Source organism: [Phormidium] sp. LEGE 05292, from assembly GCF_015207735.1.
Lineage (GTDB): Bacteria > Cyanobacteriota > Cyanobacteriia > Cyanobacteriales > Aerosakkonemataceae > Floridanema.
The window spans coordinates 101,719-122,911 of the sequence record NZ_JADEWG010000003.1 but is presented as its reverse complement, the minus strand read 5'-3'; the positions used below and the strand labels follow the sequence as shown (position 1 = coordinate 122,911).

Here is a 21,193-nt window from a genome sequence, read left to right as displayed (position 1 = left end):
TTTGCCATTTTTTACAACTGAACAATTCTCTTAAACTACTTTTAAAATCATGCCTTCTTTAGCTAACACAGCATTAGGAGAGACAGCGAGGATTTTTTCTTCGAGGCGATCGAGAAACTCATCGCTATGAACAGGTTCGTGATGAAATTTCACAAACCTTTTGACTCCTGCCGCTTCGCATACTTTTACTCCTTCCTCCCAAGTTGAATGCCCCCAACCAACTTTAGGAGATTTGGGATTATGATATTCCTCATCGGTATACATAGAATCGTAAATTAACAAGTCTGCATTATTAGCTAATAGCAGCACGTTTTCATCTATATGGTCTGGATAATGTTCTGTATCCGTGCAGTAAAATACCGAATGTCCTTGCCAGCTGACGCGATAACCCATTGCGCCGTTTGGATGATTTAAGGGGCCTGTTTCAATGATAATATCGTCAATTTTAATTGTCTCCCCGCAAGAAATGTGACAAAATTCTATATCTGCCTGCATTCCTTTAATAGGAACTGGGGAATTGGGGTGAAGCACTCGCTCCATAAAATGTTGTTCTAAAGAGCCATTTTGATCGGGAACCGCGCCAAAAATTTGAAAATGATTACCCTCAACAAAAGCTGGAATAAACATTGGTACGCCTTGAATATGATCCCAATGGTAATGGGTAAAGAACATATAGGCTTCAACGGGCATAGTTTTGAGTAGTTCTCTACCCAAAACGTGCAAGCCGCTACCGCCATCGAAAATTAGGCGTTTGCCGCCAATTCGCATTTCGATACAGGAGGTGTTCCCTCCGTAACGCGCAGTTTGGTTTCCAGGGGTGGGGATACTACCTCGGACACCCCAGAATTGAACTAGAAATTCATCAGAAGAATGGCTATTTTCCATGTGTAACTTCAAATTTCAAGGTGCCGCATTGCCCCTGTTGCCGCAGAAGGTGATCGCACAACACTAAGGCAACCATTGCTTCTACCATAGGCACTGCTCTAGGTAATACGCAAGGGTCATGTCTTCCTTTGGCTGCCAAGGTGGTTGCTTCTCCTTCATTGGTTACAGTACGCTGTTCTTTTCGGATCGTAGCAGTTGGTTTAAACGCTACTCGGATGATGATATTTTCACCGTTGGAAATGCCACCCTGAATACCGCCCGATCGGTTGGTGACGGTTCGGATGTGACCTTCTGCGTCAGTATAAAATTCGTCGTTGTGTTCGCTGCCTGTTAGTAAAGTACCTGCAAAGCCGGAACCAATTTCAAATCCTTTACTGGCGGGTAAGGACATCACACCTTTTGCTAAGTCTGCTTCTAGTTTATCGAATACTGGCTCACCTAATCCGGGAGGAATGTTGCGAGCCACACACTCTACTACACCACCGATCGAGTCGCCTTCTCGTCTTACTTCCTCGATTAGTTCAATCATCCGGTCTGCACATTCGGACTCAGGACAGCGAACGATGTTACTTTCTACTTGTTCCATCGTGACTGTGTTGGGGTCAACGACTGCTTCGAGGTCTTTGATGCGTTTAACGTAACCGATAATCTCTACGTTGGCGATTTGTTTAAGGATTTTTTTAGCGATCGCACCCGCTGCCACTCTCCCGATTGTCTCTCGCGCCGAGGAACGCCCCCCACCTTGCCAGTTGCGAATTCCATATTTCGCGTCGTAGGTAGCATCGGCATGGGATGGGCGATATTTTACCGCCATTTCATCATAATCTTGGGGTCGAGTATCTTGATTTTTCACCAAAATTGTGATAGAAGTTCCTAATGTTTTACCTTCATAAACACCGGAAAGAATTTCGCAGCTGTCTGCTTCTTTACGGGGGGTGGTAATTTTACTCTGTCCGGGTCTTCTTCTGTCTAATTCTTGTTGAATTTCTGCGGGAGTTATTTCTAGTCGCGGTGGACAACCGTCGATGACTACTCCGACTCCTCCGCCATGAGATTCACCAAATGTGGTAATGCGAAATAAATGTCCGAAAATGTTACCCATGATGTTGTTGAGGATGCTGAAAGCTTTGATTTTATCAGCGATTGGTGTTTGGGGTTGCAGGCTGAGTAGCTGAACTTAACTAAATTTTAGCTAACTGCTTTCCATACAGAGCGCAAATAATGGAGAAATCATCTCTTAATTTATTGATCTGTGGGAAATAGGCGTTAATATTAATGATGTTAGTTTGGTCTGGTACAGGTGCATTTGAGTTTTTTTGCATATTCCAGGAAGGAAAAAGTTGGGTAAAGTCGATTTTCGGAGATTTGTCAGAATTAAGTGAGTAGAATTTACTATGGTACTGTTCGACCTGTAAAGAATTACTCTTGATGGCATTGAATCGGGTTCGATGATGCTGCGATTCTGGAATTTTTTCGACCTAGTTCGGCGAATTGTCTTTTAATTTCCTGGCGAGATTGCTGCCAATATTACTTATGGTAGTTTTGAAATATACTTCCAGAGGTGATAATAACCGTTAAGATAGCAGAAGCTTAAGACTTAATCCAGAAGCTACCACTTGTTTGATAAAACTATGCTATCTCTAGTAATTAATTATGGTAAAGATGGCAAAGTAGTAGATTCTGAAACAAAACAAAGAATTACTCGATCGAGGGAAATTTTATGCTAACCTTTGGCGAGTGTAGTCTAAGTAGAAATTTGAATTCACATTGGCAACGACAGAACGCAAATAATTATGATGTTTGGTAGTACCCAGTCAAATCAGGGCGCGAATAACTGGCGACAACAGTTAAATGAATTCGTCAAGCAAAATCAGAAAGAATTAGCTGCCTTAGCTTGGGGGCTAATGCAACAAAGGGGAGAAAGTGAAGATACTTTGGGTATCGATCTGGAACCATCACCGCATTTTGTCTACTGCCCTAGAAATGCGATCGAAGCATTAAATCACAAGGTCGAGAATCAACTTCAGGAAATTTTGGGCATTTTAGATGCACATAATCCTAAGCAAGAAGTTTTGCTCATCGGCATCGGTAGTGGTCAGATTAAGTTGGTGCAGTTTGAACCGGAACCTTCACCACCTGATTGTTTTACTGAAGTGGCGAAAGATGTGGATACTTTGTTAGAACATTTGGAACAAAGGATGTGCGAACAAATAGTACTGAAAAACTAAGCGGACGCTAAATTAGAAAAAGTTTATTTAAATTTTCCGTAAAGCTCGGCAATTGTTCAACTTGCTAACGGTCTGTTTCGGTGATGAAGTTGAAAATATGTTGGGCTGTAAGTTCTGGTTTTTCTAAGTGGGGTACGTGACCACAATTGGCGATCCAGATTAGTTTGCTATTGGCGATCGCATTAGCGAATTTTTCCGCATCAGCAATACCTAAAATTCGGTCAGCTTCTCCCCATAAAATTAAAGTTGGTTGCCCAATATCTTTAAGTTTTTGTCTAAAAGAACCGTAACCACCGCTTTTGGTAAAAGCAATTAAAGCTTGTGACCAACCGGATGTTTGTAAATGCAAAGCTGCACATAATTGAGCGTCAGCAGAAGCAAAGTTAGGGTTACAATAAGCGTTAATACTAATGCGTTGACGGACTTGAGGATTACGCAAAAAGGAAGTAGCTAAATAACCCAAGGGGGGAAATAAAAATTTTCCCATAGCGGGTCCTGCGGTGAAACCTGCACTATCAATGAGAACTAATTTCTTAACTGCTTGGGGATAAGTCAGGGCAAAATCAATTGCTGCTGCGCCTCCCATAGAAGCGCCGACTAAAATAACAGGTTGTTTGATTAAAGTTTTCCAGGAATAGTATAGGTGAGTCGCGATCGCACTTGGACTAAAGGTAAGTTGCGGGTTTCTTTCCGTAAAACCAAAGCCTAAGAGATCGATCGCCCAAGTTTCCTGTTTTTCGGCAAGAATGGGTAGCAGTCGGCGGAACTCTAATACTGAACTATCAAAACCATGAAGTAATAAAATTGGTGTGCCAATTTTACCCAAATTGACGTAAGTTGTGCCAATTGGTTGTGTACTTAACGGAGTGAAAATTGGTTGATATTGGATGTTTTGTGCCAGAGCAATCGAGGTAGATTCTGTTAGTTGCTCGACGGAATTGGGAATAAAAGAAGGCCACATGAGCTTTAGTATAACTGATATCAGATCGTTGTAGATAATAAAAATTGCTGACATTCAGGAGCAATTTAAGCCAAACTAGAGTCTATCTTGTTATAGATGAGAATAAAATTTGAGGATGAATATGAAGTTAGCTCTCACTGGGAAGACTTTGCTGGTGAGTCTTAGTTTAGGATTAGCGATCGCTCCCAACTTAGTATCAGAGGTTAAGGGACAAAATCAACAAGTAACTAGAGTCAAAAATTTAGCCTGGGAAGTCAGTCAGAGTTACCAGCCGCCAGACAGAAGCGCACCTTCATCTACAGCAGGAGGTGCTTCGCGAGGAGGCTGTATAGAAAGTACAGGAGTTCTCACTTCCTTAATGCCTAAAAATAATTTAGGATTAACGCTAACAGGGTATCCTACATTCTTTTGGTATGTTCCCAAATCGAGCGCCGAAGCATTGGAATTTAAGCTGCTAGACGGTACAAATGGTGAAGTAATTTACCAAAAAACTCTTCCTGTTCCTGAGAATTCAGGTATTGTCAGTTTTACCTTACCCAACAATGAATTATCCGCACCTTTAGAGGTGGGCAAAATGTATCATTGGTTCTTCACAATGGTCTGTCCACCTAACTCAGACCAAGAACTTCCAGACAAAAGTGGAAATGTTATCGTAGACGGATGGGTGGAGCGAACGGAATTAAGTCCTAGTTTAGTGAGTAAGTTAGAAAAAGCTGCACCAAGCGATCGTCCATCCTTATATGCAGCAGCTGGTCTTTGGCATGACAGTTTAACCACTTTAGTTGAGTTACTCCGCCAGAAACCGGATGACCGCAACTTAAAAAATAAATGGAAAAAACTCCTAGATTCGGTCGGATTAAATGTAATTGTAGAACAACCAATGCTTAATTGCTGTACATCCGAACATAACTAGGATTTAGTAAGTACCAATTGGTATACTGAATATGCTTTCTAAGCTAAAACTAAAACAGCTAATTTGGGAATGGCGTGGAGTATTTATTACTGCACCAAGCATCACTTTATTAGTAATTGCTTTACGTTTTGCGGGGTTGTTTCAATCCTTGGAATGGTCAGCTTACGATCAACTATTTCACTTGCGTCCTCGAGAAGCTAGGGACTCTAGAATTGTGATTGTGGGAATTAATGAATCAGACCTACAAGAATTAAAACAATGGCCGATTAAAGACAAGATTTTAGTAGAATTGTTGCAAAAAATTAAACAACAAAAACCTAGAGCTATAGGTTTAGATATTTATCGTGATTTATCTGTAGGAAGTGAATCTGAGCATCAGCAATTATTGCAACTATATAGGACTACACCAAATTTAATTGGCATTAAAAAAGTCGTAGGCGGTGCTAGTGGCCCAGCAGTAAATCCGCCGCCAATTTTAAATGAAAAAGGACAGATTGGTGCTAATGATTTACCTTTAGATACGGATGGGAAAATTCGGCGACAGTTCTTATATCTTCATAAAACAGAAAGCTTGGGTTTGAGATTAGCGTTAATGTATTTGAAACAAGAAGGTATAGGGGCCACAGGAGATAAAAATAATAATTTGCAATTGGGAAAGGTAGTATTTGTTCCTTTTGAAGCGAATGATGGGGGTTATGTCCGTACTGATGCGGCGGGATATCAGGTAATCTTAAACTTTCGGGGGGCGGGGAATTTTAAAATTGTTTCGCTATTAGATGTGCTAAAAAATCGCATTCCTAACGATTTGATGCGCGATCGCATTGTCTTAATTGGTTCTACCGCAGAAAGCTTAAATGATATATTATATACGCCTTATAGTAGCAGTTTTGTGGGTATTCCCCAGAGAATTTCCGGGGTAGAAATTCATGCTCATTTAACCAGCATGATTATCAGTGCGGTTATCGATGGTCGTCCTTTAATTAAAACTTTGCCAGAACCGTTAGAATGGTTGTGGATTTTATGTGGTGCTACCATAGGCGCAGTTTTAACTTGGCAGTGGCGATATCGCGGAGGTGTGGGCAAGTTTTCTGTAAAAAGAACTACTAGTATATTGTTAGTAATAGCAGGTTTTTTCCTAACAGGTTATCTAGCTTTTTTGGGTGGTTGGTGGATTCCAGTAATTCCGCCAGTAGTTGCTTTTGTCGGCTCAGCAAGTGTTATTATAAGCTATATTGCCCGCACCGCCGGAGAAATTCGGAAAACTTTTAGTCTTTATCTTACAGATGAAGTAGTAGCTAATTTGCTGGAATCACCTGACGGATTTAGACTTGGTGGAGAAAGACGAAAGGTGACAATTTTAATGTCAGATTTGCGTGGTTTTTCCTCAGTTTCAGAAGAGTTAGCGCCAGAAACAGTCGTTTCCATGTTGAATATTTATTTGGGGGAAATGGCCGATCAAATTATGAAGTATCAGGGAACGATCGATGAGTTTATTGGTGATGCAATTTTAGTGCTTTTTGGTGCACCAACTCAAAGAGAAGATGATGCCCAAAGAGCGATCGCTTGCGCCCTAGCAATGCAGTTAGCTATGGACAGTGTAAACAAAAAAAATGAACGCTTAGGATTGCCCAAAATCGAAATGGGAATTGGCATTAGTACTGGTGAAGTAGTAGTGGGAAATATTGGTTCCGCAAAACGCGCCAAATATGGAGTAGTTGGACATCATGTAAACTTAACTGCCCGTATTGAATCCTACACAGTAGGCGGTCAAATTTTAATTTCCGAATCTACCCTCAAAGAAGCAGCAGAAATCGTAAAAATAGATGCAGAAATGAAGGTACAACCAAAAGGATTTAACGAACCAATTTCAATTTATAAAGTAAGTGGAATAGAGGGAAAGTACAACCTCCATTTGCCGAAAGAAGAAAATATTTTGCTGCCATTAAAAGAGGAAGTACTGTTCCAATACTCTATTTTAGAAGAAAAGCATATAAATGATAAAATCTATGATGCAAGTATAGTCAAATTATCAAGCAAAGGAGCAGAAATTAGAACCGAGCAAAACATAGATATTTTTAAAACTATCAAGTTAAATTTATGGATGAACAGTGAAAAAACATCACTTAGTGGAGATATCTATGCCAAAGTATTAAAGGAATCGCTAAATGAAAAAAATATTTATTATATAGGATTGACAACTGTAGCGCCAGATGCCAAAGTTCTATTGGAAGAGATATTTAACCTCAGTGCAGCTCAAATAGAAAATAATATGGTTAAATAAACAATTGACATAAAACCAAGTGTATAAGTAAAATCAGGAGGTTTTGGGAAATTTTATGCAACTGCCATCAAAGCAAATTAGATTAAGTGTTGCCTTGGTGACTAGGAATAGACCAGAGAGTTTAGAACGTTGTTTGAAAAGTTGGCGCTCTCAAAGTGTCGCTCCATTTGAAATAGTTGTATCAGATGATTCCGATGAAAACTATGCACCAAAAATAGAAGACTTAGCTAAACAATTTAGTTGCGTCTATACCAGAGGGCCACGCCGGGGACTATATGCAAATCGCAATCATGCTAGTTTAACTTGTCGAGGTACTCATATTCTCTCAGGAGACGACGATCACACCCATCCGCAGGATTATATAGAAAAGATTTTAGAAGTTGTAGAAAGTGACCCTCAAAGAGTGTGGATTTTCCCAGAACGCAACTATGATGAACCTAATGCTCCTTTACTTTGTCCTCCAGAGTTGCATCGAAGTGGCTGTGGTTGCACTCCCAAAGATCCTTCAAACTGTGCGGCGATTGCTGATGGTTCTTCTGTTTATCCCAGGCAGATATTTGACCAAGGTTTGCGTTATGACGAAACTTACACTTTTGGCCCTTTGTGGTATCTTTGGGGTAAAGTTCTTCGTAAATATGGCTGGAGGATTTCCTTTTCAGATGCTACGTTTGTTTGGCATTATGCACTATCAGAAAATAGATACTATGACGTACAACAACTCAAAGATTTATTAGAATGTACAATGTATGTTTTGTTTGTTCATGCTTTGTGGCTGGAGCTTTCAATTAATAATTTAATCTGGTCAATCTTGTATTTATTACGGCGAACTATTTTTCAGGATACAATGCTAGGATATAAAATCAAAGCACGCTTAGAAATCATTTCTATACTCAGGTTGCTAGGACGGTCTTTGCGTGCAGCTAAACAATACTACTTATATCAAAAATTTAAGTAGGTTTCAAAGTTTTAATCATAAAGAGAAAGTTAAAAATTAAGTAAGATTGTTATAAATTTTTAATAAAATATAAATTTTTATTAGAGGAGTTAAGCAAGTGGAAACCCAGAGCAATATAAGTGTAATTATGCCAGTATATAACGGAGAAAAATTCCTTAAAGACTCACTAAATTCACTGGCAAAGCAAACTTTACAGCCTCAAGAAATAATTATTGGAGACAACGCTTCAATAGATAATACATTACAAATAGCAAAACAATTTGCCAAAGATAGACCAAATATAAAAATAATTCATCATGAATCAAATATTGGCTTTACCAAGAATTTAGTAGCTCTAACTAACATCGCCAGGGGTGATTTTATATGTATTCTTTGTCACGATGATTTAATAGATGAACGTTATTTTGAATTAATGTATCAAGTAGTGGTTGAAGAACAGGTAGATTTGGTATTTCCTGACTATTATGAAATAGACGAAAATGGAGAAATTTCCAATGTGGGTAATTGGTGGAGAGACTTTGCAATTAAAGATGAAAGAACCTTGCTTGAATCAGAAAAAATAGTTTCTGAAATAATCCAAAAGTACGCTTTTCCTTGTACAATAACTAGCTTAATTAGGAGAGATTTATTATTAAAAATAGGTGGATTTAATCCTCAATATGCCTTTGCGTGTGATGGAGATTTTTATTTGCGTTATCTTTTGGCTGGTTGTAAGGTATGTTATCTAAGGAAGAAGCTATTTATTTACAGGAGACACAGCACCATGCTAACAAATGAAGGCACGAGGACAGAAAGAATGCAAGATGAAGTAGTGTATATTTTTAGTGAACACTTGAATGAACTTTGTAGGTTTACAAATGAAAATAAATTAAGGTTTGCTATTAGGTTTTACAAAGCAGCTATTAAAAGGATATTAAAAGCTAGTATAACAGGTCAATATCCAACATTGGACTATTTCAAGTCTTTGGTGAAATCAATGAAAAGATTTATATTCAAAGCTATAGCTTTTACATAAATACAAATTATTATAGTTTTCAGAGTCTCAAGTATAGTGGAACCTTAAATCAAAATATGGACAAACAAAGTTATTCACAATTTGGCGAAGATCTAGAGATTTTAAAATTTTTTAACTTTAAAAAATTGGCGTATTATGTAGAAATTGGTGCAAACGACGGCATAACAAATAGCAATACGTTTTTACTGGAACAACAAGGCTGGAAAGGTTTATTGGTAGAAGCTAACCCAGATTTAATCCCTTGCTGTCTGCAATCTAGACCTAATAGCATTGTTATGAATTATGCTGTTGTAGCTTCAGAAAAAATAGGAACAATAGACTTTTATAGGGTAGTAGGTGGCCCTCGGGGTCTAGATGGTTTATCAACTACAGTAACCGATGGAAATTTTATTTCGATGATTAATCAGTATGGAGGAAAGGTTGAAAAGATATCTGTACCAGCTACTATATTAGATGATATTCTCAATCAAAATAATTCTCCTGTTGGATTTGAGCTTCTTTCTATTGATGTAGAGGGTGCAGAGTTAGAAGTGTTAAAAGGATTTTCTATTGAACATTTTAAACCGAGAATCATACTTGTAGAAGATAATTCTCAAGGAAAAGATGTTTGTGTTAGAAATTATCTTAAACTGCACGGTTATGTAAGAGTACACCGTACTGGTGTCAACGATTGGTATGTAAATTACCAAGACGCTGTTTTTTTCAGTTTCAAACGAATTATACTAGTATTAAGGCTTGTGAAGTGGTGGTTTATGCGAGAAATTTTACACAGGATAAAATATTGAAAATCAACCACATAATTAATCATGTATAATTGCTGAAATTAATGAAATTAAATGGCATAATCTCAAAAATAATTAGAATTAAATATGACTAAAGAAACTAAAATTAATGTAACTATTGACGGATACCGTCTGAGTTATCCAGCAACTGGGTTAGGGCTTGTAACTGCTGAACTTTTACGAGGATTTCAAGAGCTTGGATATGCTCAGTCAATAGCTGTTTTTGTGGAAAAGTCATTTCATCCAGGGATATTTGAACTTGAGAATTTGGATGTTCAGTGGATTTTCATTGAGTTTAAAAATCGATCGCCTGACTACTTGGGACGTTTAGCTTGGGGAAATGCAGTAGCGGCAAAGCTAAAGACTTTTGGCTCTAACTATAGACACTTTATTCCCTATCTTTACAACTATGGAAATCTTCGTCAGAATGTAGTACTTGTTCCAGACTTAGTTTATAAAATTATTCCTGAAAGTAGTGCTAGAGATCCTAACCAACCTTGGTGGAATTTACGGGGAAAACTACCGATTCGCCCAATGTTTCGTAATTGGGAAGAGTGGTTAGTATCTAGAGCTGATCGGTTAGTAGTTTACTCGGAATTTGTGAAAAATCATGTACATGAAGAATTAGGTGTGCCATTGGAAAAAATGTCATTAATACCATTAGCAACACCTAGTTGGGTTGAGGAACAGTACGACGAAAGCCATAACCAAAAAGTTCAGGCTGACTTTAATTTGCCTAGTGGTTTTATTTTATATGTGGGTGGATTTGCGTTGAGAAAAAATATTCCTATGCTTTTGCGAGTTTGCGGTAAAGTATACGAAGCCGATCCATCTTTTCGTTGTGCATTTGTTGGCTTGACAGAAAGCTTGATTCAAAACGATTATGCTATTAAAGCAGCTATGAATAATGCCGCAGTCAGAGCAGCAATTATTGCTTTGCCTAGCCTGAGCTATCAAGATTTAGCATCTCTGCATCGATTGGCTGAATTTTCTGTGTATCCAAGCAGGAGTGAAGGCTTTGGGCTACCGATATTAGAGGCGGCTGCGGCAAAAAGATTGTGTCTGTGTGGTGACAACTCAAGTATGCGCGAAATTCAAACATATTCTGATTTTCGGATTGACTCTGAAGATGAAGAAGCATGGGTTGAGCAGATTTTATATTTTTGGCAGAAGCCGGAAGAAGCAAAGAATTGCGGGGCGAAATGCCAAAATATTTGCCAAAGATATTCTTGGAAGAAGAGTGCAGAACATCTATGGAGTTTACTAAATTCCTAATAGTTGACCACTTAGCAGTTATCAAAGTTGTTAAAACTATCTTTGTTGGTTGCTCGTCTAGCAAACTCACGCTCAATTTTACCAAATGCCTTTCGCTTATGTTGATGCTTTTGTCTCACTCTTAGGGGTTTCTATGTCTTGGAAAAGAAGCGTGATCGACAGAGTATTTTTGTTAACAGCCAAGTCTATAAGTCGATCAAAAAAAATTCCTGAAATACCAAAATCGATTTTTGTATTAAGAAATAACGATATCGGTGATCTTTTAATTATCACGCCACTTTTCGAGTCACTGAGGCAGCGATTTCCTGATGCTCATATTGTTGTAGGGATGGGTAATTGGAATGTCGAAATTCTTAAACTAAATCCATATATTTCAGAGATACTGCCAGTTAACGCACCTTGGCACAATAATTTTATTGCCAATCAAAGTCTGTGGAATGCGCTCAATTACATTGCTTTTTCTCCCGAAAGTCAGGAATTAGCAAAAAGGCACTTTGATATAGGGATTGATGTTTTAGGAAGTTATTTTGGTTCGTTGTTGATGATACGGGCGGGTATTCCACATCGCTTGGGTGTGAAGGGATATGCAGGAGGACATACAGCAGTAGAAAAATATGTTGAGTATAACGCATACGAACAGGTAGGCCGATCGGCTCTTCGTTTTGCCGAACTTTTAGGGGCGACTGAACTGCCAGAATGCAGACCACAGATATTTCTGAGTGCGAGTGAACTAGAAGCAGGTCAGCGTCGGTGGTCGATAAAAATTCGGCTTACTGAGAAACGTATAGTTATTGGCCCTGGAGGGGGGTTTGCCGAAAAGTGCTGGCCGTTGGAAAATTACGCAGATTTGGTGAAAATGTTGAGGGAAATCAGCAACCTAGAAGTTATTATTATTGGAGGCAAACAAGATCGTGAGGCTGGCAAACAATTAGCGGCTCTTTCTCCATCAGTTAAAAGTCTGGCTGGAGATCTGACGCTAAGAGAAAGCTTTGCTTTAGTTGCTGCTGCCGATTTGGTAATCTCTAACTCTAGTATGTTGATGCACGCTGCTGCTGCTTTCTCGATTCCTACGGTTGTTTTGCTGGGAGACTGTTTTACCTCAACGAAACAGCACGCAGCACAGTGGGGTTATCCAGGAATATGCCAGATATTGGGGAAAGAAAGCGATCGCCAAGAAGTTTATACTCCACAAGAGGTGAGAAAATTTATTGGTAGGCTATTAGAAATTTAATATTGTCGAAATACCGGAGAAAGTCTCAATATTAAAATACTTTTTATCCCGAACTCACGTTAATTGATGAAGATATATAAACTAAGCATAAAATAATGCAAATTTTCTCTCTTACAAACTGCCCATTAGATCCCAAATCTGGTTCGGGAAAAACTGTGTTAATGTACTCCCAAGGATTACAAAACCTGGGACATTCAGTTGATGTAGCTGAACCCAAGGATTACGAAACTTGGCATGGTATAGGTAGAGCTAAAAAATTTCGTCAAGCTTGGGGTGCTTGGAATTTAGTTAGAGAAAAACTGCGAATGACTCAATATGATGTGATTGAGTTTTATGGAGATGAATTTTGGTTGGCGACTTGGCAATTATCGAAGTTGCCAAAACGACCTTTGCTGGTTGCTCACACTAATGGATTAGAGTTAATCGATCGCGATCGCTCCCAAGCTTACAACCCAATTCGCAATCCATTATACAATTGGTTCGCCCAACAAACTCATGCCCGATTTTCCCAAATGGCCTTCGCTTATGCTGATGCTTTTGTCTCACTTTGCGAATTAGATCGAAAGTGGGTTTTGAATTTAGGGCTTTACCCCGTCGAACGAACAGCTGTAGTTGAACCTGGATTAGATGAAGAATATTTGTCCATGCCTTTCATCACCCAAAAGCAAAATCGAGTGGCTTTTATGGGTAACTGGACTGCGCGTAAAGGTTTAAACCAGCTAAGTGCAGTTATGAACAAAGTCTTGACAAAAAACTCAAGTGTGTATTTTGATGTCTATGGCACAGGAGGAGCTAGGGATGCTGTATTAAGTTATTTTCCGACCTATTTACATCCCCAAATAGTGGTTCATCCTCGTCTTTCTAATCGGGAAATAGCCAACGGTTTAGCCAAAGCAAAGGTTTTTTTCTTTCCTTCACAATATGAGGGTTTTGGCATTGCGCTTGCTGAGGCGATGGCTTGTAGTTGTGCATCTGTGACTACGCCGACGGGTTTTGGTGCAGAATTGGACAATGAACAGCAAGCTATATTGTGCGATTTTGATGATATTGATGCTATGGAAAATGCCGTTTTACGTTTGTTGGAAGATGAAGAAATGCGAATAAAAATTGCGAAAAACGGCTGGGAGCGTGTGCGATCGCTAACATGGGATAAGAATATCAATAAATTGTCAAACCTCTATTACCAGTGGACTATTTCGGATTTAAAACGGAGTTAAGAAGATATTATGATAATTATTATTGTACCAATTATTTACCTTGAATTGAGCAAGAATTTTGTTGGCAAATAAACGGAAATAATCAGTATAACCAGGCTATTGACGAGATAACTATAGTAAAATTTTAATCCTAAAACCTGCTGAGTCGAGAAGTAGTGAGTACAATGCAAATAGTTTCTATTGTCTCTGGTCTTCCTCCTACTATTGATGGTGTAGGAGATTATGCACTTAATTTGGCTCAACAACTTCGTAAAGACTTCGCTATAGATACACATTTTATTGTTGGTAATCCAAAATGGGTTGGAGAAGATGAAATTGAAGGATTTTCTGTTAGCAAAGTGAGCGATCGCTCTGTCTCTACCTTACTATCCCTACTAAACAATAATTCTCGCCCATCAACTGTAATTTTGCTACACTATGTCAGCTACGCTTATGCCAAGCGGGGTTGTCCTTTTTGGTTAATTGACGGCTTGCAGCAGTGGCGGAATACTAGGAGCGATCGTACTCTCGTTACCATGTTCCATGAACTTTACGCCACCGGGCCAATATGGGCAAGTTCGTTTTGGTTATCCCCTGTGCAAAAAAACTTGGCATCCCGCCTTTCTCGACTGAGCGATCGCTGTCTGACAAGCAAACAAATATATGCCAACTTGCTATACAAATTAAGTTTAGGGCAAAAAAGCCAAGTTCCCATACTGCCAGTTTTTTCTAATATAGGCGAACCAGAGCAAGCGCCATCACTGGCAGAGCGTTGCCAAAGGTTAGTAGTGTTTGGTGGTAGCAGCACTAGACGTAGGGTTTATCAGAGGTCTCTAACTGCTTTAGGAAATATTTGCCAAGAATTAGCAATTGAGGAAATCATAGATATCGGGCCACCAATCGGACTGAAAATATCTGACATCAATGGAGTACCAATGGTAGCAATGGGAAAAACAGCAGCAGAAGAGGTAAGTAAGATCCTATCTAGTTCCATAGTAGGTTTTTTTGACTATCCCCTAGATTACCTCGCTAAATCAACCATCTTTGCTGCTTATTGCGCCCATAAGATGATTCCAATTGGGACTTTTTACGCTGAGGAATCAAGGGATGGATTGGAAGTAGGGAAACATTACTGGCTAGCAGATCGTCCACTAGGCAAACTAAGTTTGGAATTAGGTCAGACGATCGCAGACAACGCCTACACTTGGTATCAAACCCATAATTTGTCACAACAAGCAAAAACCTTTGCCTCATACCTGACGGAAAACAAAGAAAATTAGTTAAGACAACAATCATAAATTAAGTGTAAAATTACTGTCAAAAGACCAACCTACTAGCTAAATGCAAGTTCTTTCAATTATTAAAAGTACAGCTTATGATGTTTAAGAATTTATCTATAATTCGCCGTATCCTACCCCTGTCATTAGTCGAATTTTTAGAAGACATTCGGTATTTGGGCTTACCAGTACCAATCAAAACGGTGCGTCCCCATACACTACTTTCTAATCTCAACCTCTTTTTCTTAAAAGAATTAGCACAGCGCGTCGAAAGAATGGGAATTCCTGGCGACTTTGTTGAGTGCGGCGTTTATCGTGGTGGTAGTGCAGGAGTTTTAGCGTATGAAATGATAAATAGCAAATTAGCACGTCGCCTTTGGCTTTACGATGCCTTTGCTGGAATGCCAGCTGCTTCAGAACTTGACGATAAGTATTCAGTTGCAATTCAAGGCCAATTCATTGGAAGTGAAGCTCAAACTCGTAGAATTATGCAACGCTTAAATATACCTGAAGAAGACTTTGAAATTGTGGTTGGATGGTTTGAAGATACTTTGCCAAAAGCTGAAAAAGGCCCGATTGCTTTACTACATATTGACTGCGACTTTTACGATCCAGTAAAGCTTTCTCTTGAAACTTTTTATCAGTATGTTCAACCAGGTGGATATGTAGTCATAAATGACTATGGAGCTTTTCAGGGTTGTCGAATCGCTACTGACGAATTTCTGAATCATCTGGATGAAAAAGTACAATTGGTACAAATTGATCGGGAAGCTTATTTCTTTCAAAAGCCACAGTAGAATACAGCTCTGTCTAGATTATAGCCATGCAACTAATCAATCATCTAAATAGACCGGAATATATTTTCAACCCAATCAAAATATATCATCGGCTTTATCATCCACTCAATAAACCCAGTCATGAATTTGAAACAGTCAAGCTGCCTTGGGGTGTAGAAATTAAAATTCGTCCCAATGAAGTTATTGGTCGATCGATCTGGATAATGGGTATTTATGACTTAAGTATCAGCGAATTAATTTGGCGATTAGTTGAACCTGGGGAGACAACTATTGATGTGGGTGCCAATATTGGTTATATAACCAGTATTCTGGCTAATAAAGTAGGCAAAAAAGGCCAAGTTATAAGTTTTGAACCATTACCGGAAATATATGCAGAACTATTAGAAAATATCCAGACATGGCAAAAGGAGTTAGGATGGCATCAAATTATAACTAAACAAATCGCTCTTTCTAATAAATCTGGTCAAGGAATGCTGAAATTACCTAACAATTTTACAGAAAATAGAGGGACAGCTTCCCTTGCTTCAGAGACGGGTAGTTTGGACGAACAACTAGAAAAAAAAGACTTACAAAGTTATTTAGTTCCTTTGACAACATTGGATGAATTTATTGATAATAAAGCCCAGATAGGTTTAATTAAAATTGATGTTGAAGGGCATGAATTTGAAGTTTTACAAGGAGCCGATCGCTTAATTACTCAACAACAAATCCGCGATATTGTATTTGAAGAACATCACTCTTATCCCACTCCTGTTACCCAGTTCTTAGAAGATCGGGGATATACGATATTCAGAATCAAAAAAGGGTTTTGGAAGCCACTGCTGGAACCCTCAACCAAGCAAAGTACACCTCATCCTTGGGAACCACCTAATTACCTAGCAACAAAAGAGCCATCGCGGGCAATACAACGTATGAAAAATAAAGGTTGGAGTATCCTTTTTAATCGCAAATCTTCTCAATGAAAATTCTGATTTATTCACCTTTATTCTATCCCAGTGTTGGCGGAACAGAGACAGTTGTTTCTATCTTGGCTGACGAGTTTGTTGCTCAAGGAAATGAAGTAAAAATAGTCACTCAAACTGTGGCAACTGACTCAAAAAATTTTCCTTTTGAAGTGTTCCGCAAGCCAAATCCTCAAAAATTACTAAAATTAGTTGATTGGTGTGAAGTTTATTTTCAACCTACTATCAGTTTAAAAGGACTTTGGCCTTTATTGATTCGTCCTAAACCTTGGATTGTATCTCATAATAACTGGTATACTCGCCCAAATGGTAGTATTGGTTGGCAAGATTATTTGAAACAATTGTGTATTCGGTTTGCTAGTAATATTTCTGTTAGTCAAGCAATTGCGGCTGGTTTGTCAACTCCATCAACTGTGATTTCTAATCCTTATCAGGAAGAGATATTCTCCGAAATCCCAGAAATATCCCGCAACAAAGAACTGGTATTTTTGGGACGTTTGGTAACAGATAAAGGTGCTGATTTATTACTAGAAGCTATGGGTAATATCAAACATTTGGGATTAACTCCAAAACTGACTATAATCGGTAGTGGTACAGAAGAAGATAACCTACGTGAACAAGCTAAATATTTAGGAATTGACGCTCAGGTAGACTTTGTTGGTGTGAAGCTGGAAAAGGAGTTAGCTAGAATATTAAATGGTCATAAAATTTTAGTTGTACCATCACGCTGGCAAGAGCCTTTTGGTATTGTCGCATTGGAAGGTATTGCTTGTGGCTGTGTAGTTGTTGGCTCAGAGGGAGGAGGTTTAAAAGATGCGATCGGCCCTTGCGGAGTAACTTTTCCCAACGGTAATGTTCAGGCTTTAACCCAAGCTTTGTTCGATTTATTGACTAATTCAGAGAAGTTAAATAAATACAGAAAACCAGCAAAATTACATTTATTAAATCATAAAAAAACAGTGGTTGCTAAAGAATATTTAAAAGTTTTTGAGAGAGCAATGCAGTGATAAAATTTCTAGCTTTAATAATAGTTATAGCTATCTTTTTTGTTTCGTTTTTTAACTGGCGTACTGCTGTTAAATCTGTATTTTTTATTTTGGTAATTGAGGGTGCACTGAGAAAATGGCTCTTACCTCAAGCTAGCGAGATGATTTATTTTTTAAAAGACTTAGTTTTATTAGGAGCTTACATCAAGTATTTTTTGTTTTTACGAAATGAAAAAAAAATTCCCATTACTAATAATTTTATAAATATTATAATATTTATAGTTGCTGGTTGGTGCTTAGTTCAAGCATTAAATCCTAGTTTAGGTTCGCCATTAGTAGGATTATTGGGATTAAAAGCTTATCTATTTTATGTCCCTTTAATATGGATTTTGCCGACAATTTTTGAAACAGAAGAAGATTTTTATAAATTTTTGAGAACGCAGTTTTTATTAATATTTCTCACGGGAATCATTGGAATATTACAATTTTACAGTCCGGTTTCCAGCCCGATAAATGCCTATGCAGGTGATACAAATGTGCAAGTAGCTACATTTGGTTTTGGTGCAAGTTCAGCAGTAAGAGTATCTGGAACTTTTTCTTACATTAACAGTTATTCAGGATATCTTTTTGTCTGCTTCGGTTTACTAGTACCGATGCTGACTCTCAGACAGACTAAATTATGGCTGTGGCTTTCTATTGGGGAATTTTTTCTAATAATTATTAACTCTGTGATGAACGGCTCTCGGACTGTTACTTTGGCTTCTGTATTGTTTTTATTGGGTTATATAGGGATTAGAGGTATCAGTCAGCCTTCCAATACTTTACGTTGGTTGTTCAAATTTTCATTGCCTGTTATTGTGGTGGCAATTGTAATTGGTATATGCTTTGCTCCAGCGATCGATCAATTCTCACGAAGAACAACTAAAAACCAAGATATAAGCGAACGGATTTCTGGCAGTTTGTCAGAGCCATTAAAGTTTATTAAATATAAGGATTTAGACGGTTATGGCGCTGGAGCAACACACCCAGGAACTCCCACACTTCGCAGAGGATTAGGTTTACCAGCTGGTGAAATAATTCCTGTAGGTTTTGAGGGAGAAATGGGGCGAATAGTTTTGGAACTAGGACCGATCGGATTTATTTTATGGTACGGAATGAGAATAAGTATTGCTATTGCTCTTTTGCTGGTATTTTGGAAACTTAAAAGGCCATTTTTGCGGCAATTAGCACTTGCAGCTTCCCTAATTCAGCTAATTTGGCTCAATGGACAGCTGGTTTTTCATCATACTTTTTCAGTCTATTTTTGGTTTCTGACTAGCTTCATTTTCCTATTGCCTAGACTAGAACAAATGGCAAATTGGCAACAACAATTATACTGGTGGCAACTCCATGTCCAGTCCGCGCATCTCCCTGATTCACCCGATGGGGAATCCGAACTCCCGTGAAGCTGCATTAGCTTTGTCGGAAGCAGGTTTATTATCGGAAATAATTACTACAATTGCCTACGATCCAAAAGGCTCATTTTCCCGCTATTTAAATTTACTGCCAAGTGCTATTAAAAAACGAGTTGCTGATGAATTAGGAAGACGTACTTGGGTTGCTCCTGAAGGTGTTTCTCTGCGATCGCATCCGCAAAAAGAAGCACTCCGAATTGCTTTAGTCAGAACGGGATTGCATAACCGTTTAGGGATTAGTTTACAACAAACTGTAGATTGGATTTATGCTTCGATCGATCGCCACGTTTCCCAACATCACCTCCAAGGATTAAATGCCGTTTATGCTTACGAAGATGGCGCTGCTGCCACATTTCAAGCTGCTAAACAACAGGGAATTTTTTGTTTTTACGATTTGCCAATTCTCTTCTATCGTGCCAGTCGTGATATTCAAACCGAAGAAGCAAACAACTTTCCAGAGCTAGTATCAGCATTACAAGCAGCGCGAGAACCTGCTTGGAAAATTGAGCGAAAAGAGCAGGAAATCCAATTAGCAGATCACATTTTTGTCGCCTCTTCTTTTGTGAAAAATTCTGTAGTAGAAGCAGGGGTAAAACCAGAAAAAATTAGTGTGATTCCCTTTGGCGCACCTATTGATTATTTCCAACCTAAACCGAAAACAGATACTCTATTTAGAGCTTTATTCGTCGGTAGAGTTAGCCCCCGAAAAGGCGTTCACTATTTGTTCCAAGCATGGCAGAAATTGCAATTACCAGAAGCGGAATTACTTCTAGTAGGATTGAATGAATTTCCCGAAAATTACTTGCAGCCATACTTGGAAAAAGTTCGCTTTGTTCCTTCTGTTCCCCATGCTTCTTTAAATAATTACTACAGCAGTGCCAATGTTTTGGTTTTGCCAACTTTGGTGGAAGGAATGCCTTTAGTAGTTTTAGAAGCAATGGCTTGCGGTATTCCAATTATTACTACCCCCAACTCTGGTATTGGTGATATCATCACTAATGGGATTGAAGGTTTTATTATCCCTGTTCGCGATGTAGAAGCACTTCAAGAAAAATTGGAATGGTGTTATTGCCATCCTTTAGAATTAGCACAAATGGGAAAAGCTGCTCGTCAAAGAGCCGAACATTTAACCTGGAGTTTATATCGGCAAAAATTGGCAAATCGGGTGAAAGAACTTTTGCATTAAGGTACAAACAATCCATTCGTGTAGATAGGTAATTCATCGGGACTATAAAGTTTGCCGTTTGGTTTAAACAAGTAGCACTTATAGCCAAAATTAGCTAAATACTCTCTAATTCGCTGACCGTTTTCTTTCATGAGTTCCGCATAAATAACACGAATTCGCTTTTCTTTAATTAATTCTTTCGCTCCTTCTAAAGCGGGAATTTCGTAACCTTCTACATCCAATTTCCACAAATCGACTTTTTCGATCGCTCTTTTCTCTAACTCATCTGCCAATCTAACAATTTGAATTGGTTCGCCTTCGGTTTCTGATACTTGACACCAGTAACCATGAATATATTCTGGCCCATGAGTGCGAAGTTTTAATTGTGTGGTGGCTGCACCCAAACCGCAACGAATCAATTCTACTGGTAAGGTGGGATTAACAGCTAAACATTCTGCTAACCAGTCTCCTTGCTCTTTTCCCGGTTCAAATGCTAATACTTTGCCTTGTGGTACATACTGAGCCAGGTATAGTAGTATTTGACCAATGTTTGCACCCGAATCTACAATGATTCCATCTGAAGGTAAAAACTCTCTAGCCCAGTTAATAAACTCTGGCCCTTCGTATTTACCATAAACGATCCAGCGATGAACGGGGTTTGCCAAATCCAATTTCCAGGGGATACCAGCGGCGGTTTGTGCCCAGCAAATTCTTTGTTTGGCGATCGCTTTTCCGAAAATTCGATCACATATTCCCAATTTGTAAGGAAAGTCGAAGGGTTGCAACCAAGGTAAACCAAAGGGCAGAGAAATAGTATCCATAAATTTACT

General features: G+C 38.7%; 19 protein-coding genes. 15 read left to right on the top strand and 4 right to left on the bottom strand.

Annotated elements, in window-relative coordinates:
- Positions 1-30: 30 nt before the first annotated feature.
- Together IQ264_RS02225 and aroC are read right to left on the bottom strand one after the other, a co-directional pair.
- A complete protein-coding gene (locus IQ264_RS02225; RefSeq protein WP_193978158.1) occupies positions 31-885 on the bottom strand; it encodes an MBL fold metallo-hydrolase in 855 nt (284 codons plus the stop codon).
- Positions 875-1,987: a chorismate synthase gene (aroC, locus tag IQ264_RS02220; protein WP_193978156.1), complete on the bottom strand. Its 1,113-nt coding sequence runs from the start codon at positions 1,985-1,987 to the stop codon at positions 875-877. Before aroC ends, IQ264_RS02225 begins: the two co-directional genes overlap by 11 nt.
- Before the next feature lie 691 nt (positions 1,988-2,678).
- On the opposite strand from aroC, the gene IQ264_RS02215 reads away from it, so the two are divergent.
- Complete coding sequence (locus tag IQ264_RS02215) at positions 2,679-3,113, top strand: hypothetical protein (RefSeq protein ID WP_193978154.1); 435 nt, start codon at positions 2,679-2,681, stop codon at positions 3,111-3,113.
- Between the two features lie 64 nt (positions 3,114-3,177).
- Here the strand turns inward: IQ264_RS02215 and IQ264_RS02210 are convergent, their stop codons facing one another.
- Complete coding sequence (locus IQ264_RS02210; protein WP_193978152.1) at positions 3,178-4,074, bottom strand: alpha/beta fold hydrolase; 897 nt, start codon at positions 4,072-4,074, stop codon at positions 3,178-3,180.
- A gap of 121 nt (positions 4,075-4,195) precedes the next feature.
- On the opposite strand from IQ264_RS02210, the gene IQ264_RS02205 reads away from it, so the two are divergent.
- The 14 genes from IQ264_RS02205 (at position 4,196) to IQ264_RS02140 (ending at position 20,384) form a co-directional block, all read left to right on the top strand.
- A complete protein-coding gene (locus IQ264_RS02205) occupies positions 4,196-4,987 on the top strand; it encodes a DUF928 domain-containing protein (protein ID WP_193978150.1) in 792 nt (263 codons plus the stop codon).
- 31 nt (positions 4,988-5,018) lie between these two features.
- Entirely contained in the window at positions 5,019-7,268 is a 2,250-nt protein-coding gene (locus tag IQ264_RS02200) for a CHASE2 domain-containing protein (RefSeq protein ID WP_193978148.1), read from the top strand.
- A gap of 55 nt (positions 7,269-7,323) precedes the next feature.
- The gene (locus IQ264_RS02195) at positions 7,324-8,223 is read left to right on the top strand and encodes a glycosyltransferase family 2 protein (protein WP_193978146.1); all 900 of its coding nucleotides are present in this window, start codon (positions 7,324-7,326) and stop codon (positions 8,221-8,223) included.
- 97 nt (positions 8,224-8,320) lie between these two features.
- A complete protein-coding gene (locus IQ264_RS02190) occupies positions 8,321-9,238 on the top strand; it encodes a glycosyltransferase family 2 protein (RefSeq protein ID WP_193978145.1) in 918 nt (305 codons plus the stop codon).
- 56 nt (positions 9,239-9,294) lie between these two features.
- On the top strand, positions 9,295-10,023 hold the full coding sequence (locus tag IQ264_RS02185) for an FkbM family methyltransferase (protein WP_193978143.1): 729 nt from the start codon (positions 9,295-9,297) through the stop codon (positions 10,021-10,023).
- Between the two features lie 84 nt (positions 10,024-10,107).
- A complete protein-coding gene (locus tag IQ264_RS02180; protein ID WP_193978141.1) occupies positions 10,108-11,295 on the top strand; it encodes a glycosyltransferase family 4 protein in 1,188 nt (395 codons plus the stop codon).
- An 85-nt stretch (positions 11,296-11,380) separates the two neighbouring features.
- Positions 11,381-12,526: a glycosyltransferase family 9 protein gene (locus IQ264_RS02175; RefSeq protein ID WP_228061218.1), complete on the top strand. Its 1,146-nt coding sequence runs from the start codon at positions 11,381-11,383 to the stop codon at positions 12,524-12,526.
- Positions 12,527-12,621: 95 nt separating this feature from the next.
- Positions 12,622-13,743 (top strand): glycosyltransferase family 4 protein, encoded by a 1,122-nt coding sequence (locus tag IQ264_RS02170; RefSeq protein ID WP_193978139.1) that lies wholly within the window; start codon positions 12,622-12,624, stop codon positions 13,741-13,743.
- A gap of 164 nt (positions 13,744-13,907) precedes the next feature.
- A complete protein-coding gene (locus IQ264_RS02165; RefSeq protein WP_193978137.1) occupies positions 13,908-15,002 on the top strand; it encodes a glycosyltransferase in 1,095 nt (364 codons plus the stop codon).
- 95 nt (positions 15,003-15,097) lie between these two features.
- Positions 15,098-15,796 carry a TylF/MycF/NovP-related O-methyltransferase gene (locus IQ264_RS02160; RefSeq protein ID WP_193978135.1) on the top strand — a complete coding sequence of 233 codons (699 nt, stop codon included), beginning with the start codon at positions 15,098-15,100 and terminating at the stop codon, positions 15,794-15,796.
- 26 nt (positions 15,797-15,822) lie between these two features.
- On the top strand, positions 15,823-16,758 hold the full coding sequence (locus IQ264_RS02155) for an FkbM family methyltransferase (RefSeq protein WP_193978133.1): 936 nt from the start codon (positions 15,823-15,825) through the stop codon (positions 16,756-16,758).
- Positions 16,755-17,765 carry a glycosyltransferase family 4 protein gene (locus IQ264_RS02150; protein ID WP_193978131.1) on the top strand — a complete coding sequence of 337 codons (1,011 nt, stop codon included), beginning with the start codon at positions 16,755-16,757 and terminating at the stop codon, positions 17,763-17,765. The genes IQ264_RS02155 and IQ264_RS02150 overlap by 4 nt, the downstream gene beginning before the upstream one ends.
- A gap of 140 nt (positions 17,766-17,905) precedes the next feature.
- Positions 17,906-19,189 (top strand): hypothetical protein, encoded by a 1,284-nt coding sequence (locus IQ264_RS02145; protein ID WP_228061217.1) that lies wholly within the window; start codon positions 17,906-17,908, stop codon positions 19,187-19,189.
- Positions 19,167-20,384, top strand: coding sequence for a glycosyltransferase family 4 protein (locus IQ264_RS02140; protein WP_228061216.1), 1,218 nt, complete (start codon positions 19,167-19,169; stop codon positions 20,382-20,384). Before IQ264_RS02145 ends, IQ264_RS02140 begins: the two co-directional genes overlap by 23 nt.
- Here IQ264_RS02140 and IQ264_RS02135 read toward each other — a convergent pair.
- Entirely contained in the window at positions 20,381-21,184 is an 804-nt protein-coding gene (locus IQ264_RS02135) for an FkbM family methyltransferase (protein WP_193978125.1), read from the bottom strand. The genes IQ264_RS02140 and IQ264_RS02135 overlap by 4 nt on opposite strands.
- Positions 21,185-21,193: the final 9 nt, after the last annotated feature.

Coding starts and splice junctions, on each gene's coding strand:
- IQ264_RS02200 (WP_193978148.1), top strand. CDS start 5,019: ATGCTTTCTAAGCTAAAACTAAAACAGCTAATTTGGGAATGGCGTGGA.
- IQ264_RS02165 (WP_193978137.1), top strand. CDS start 13,908: ATGCAAATAGTTTCTATTGTCTCTGGTCTTCCTCCTACTATTGATGGT.
- IQ264_RS02140 (WP_228061216.1), top strand. CDS start 19,167: ATGGGGAATCCGAACTCCCGTGAAGCTGCATTAGCTTTGTCGGAAGCA.
- IQ264_RS02225 (WP_193978158.1), bottom strand. CDS start 885: ATGGAAAATAGCCATTCTTCTGATGAATTTCTAGTTCAATTCTGGGGT.
- IQ264_RS02185 (WP_193978143.1), top strand. CDS start 9,295: ATGGACAAACAAAGTTATTCACAATTTGGCGAAGATCTAGAGATTTTA.
- IQ264_RS02170 (WP_193978139.1), top strand. CDS start 12,622: ATGCAAATTTTCTCTCTTACAAACTGCCCATTAGATCCCAAATCTGGT.
- IQ264_RS02150 (WP_193978131.1), top strand. CDS start 16,755: ATGAAAATTCTGATTTATTCACCTTTATTCTATCCCAGTGTTGGCGGA.
- IQ264_RS02175 (WP_228061218.1), top strand. CDS start 11,381: ATGCCTTTCGCTTATGTTGATGCTTTTGTCTCACTCTTAGGGGTTTCT.
- IQ264_RS02180 (WP_193978141.1), top strand. CDS start 10,108: ATGACTAAAGAAACTAAAATTAATGTAACTATTGACGGATACCGTCTG.
- IQ264_RS02155 (WP_193978133.1), top strand. CDS start 15,823: ATGCAACTAATCAATCATCTAAATAGACCGGAATATATTTTCAACCCA.
- IQ264_RS02160 (WP_193978135.1), top strand. CDS start 15,098: ATGATGTTTAAGAATTTATCTATAATTCGCCGTATCCTACCCCTGTCA.
- IQ264_RS02205 (WP_193978150.1), top strand. CDS start 4,196: ATGAAGTTAGCTCTCACTGGGAAGACTTTGCTGGTGAGTCTTAGTTTA.
- IQ264_RS02195 (WP_193978146.1), top strand. CDS start 7,324: ATGCAACTGCCATCAAAGCAAATTAGATTAAGTGTTGCCTTGGTGACT.
- IQ264_RS02135 (WP_193978125.1), bottom strand. CDS start 21,184: ATGGATACTATTTCTCTGCCCTTTGGTTTACCTTGGTTGCAACCCTTC.
- IQ264_RS02215 (WP_193978154.1), top strand. CDS start 2,679: ATGATGTTTGGTAGTACCCAGTCAAATCAGGGCGCGAATAACTGGCGA.
- IQ264_RS02145 (WP_228061217.1), top strand. CDS start 17,906: ATGATTTATTTTTTAAAAGACTTAGTTTTATTAGGAGCTTACATCAAG.
- IQ264_RS02210 (WP_193978152.1), bottom strand. CDS start 4,074: ATGTGGCCTTCTTTTATTCCCAATTCCGTCGAGCAACTAACAGAATCT.
- aroC (WP_193978156.1), bottom strand. CDS start 1,987: ATGGGTAACATTTTCGGACATTTATTTCGCATTACCACATTTGGTGAA.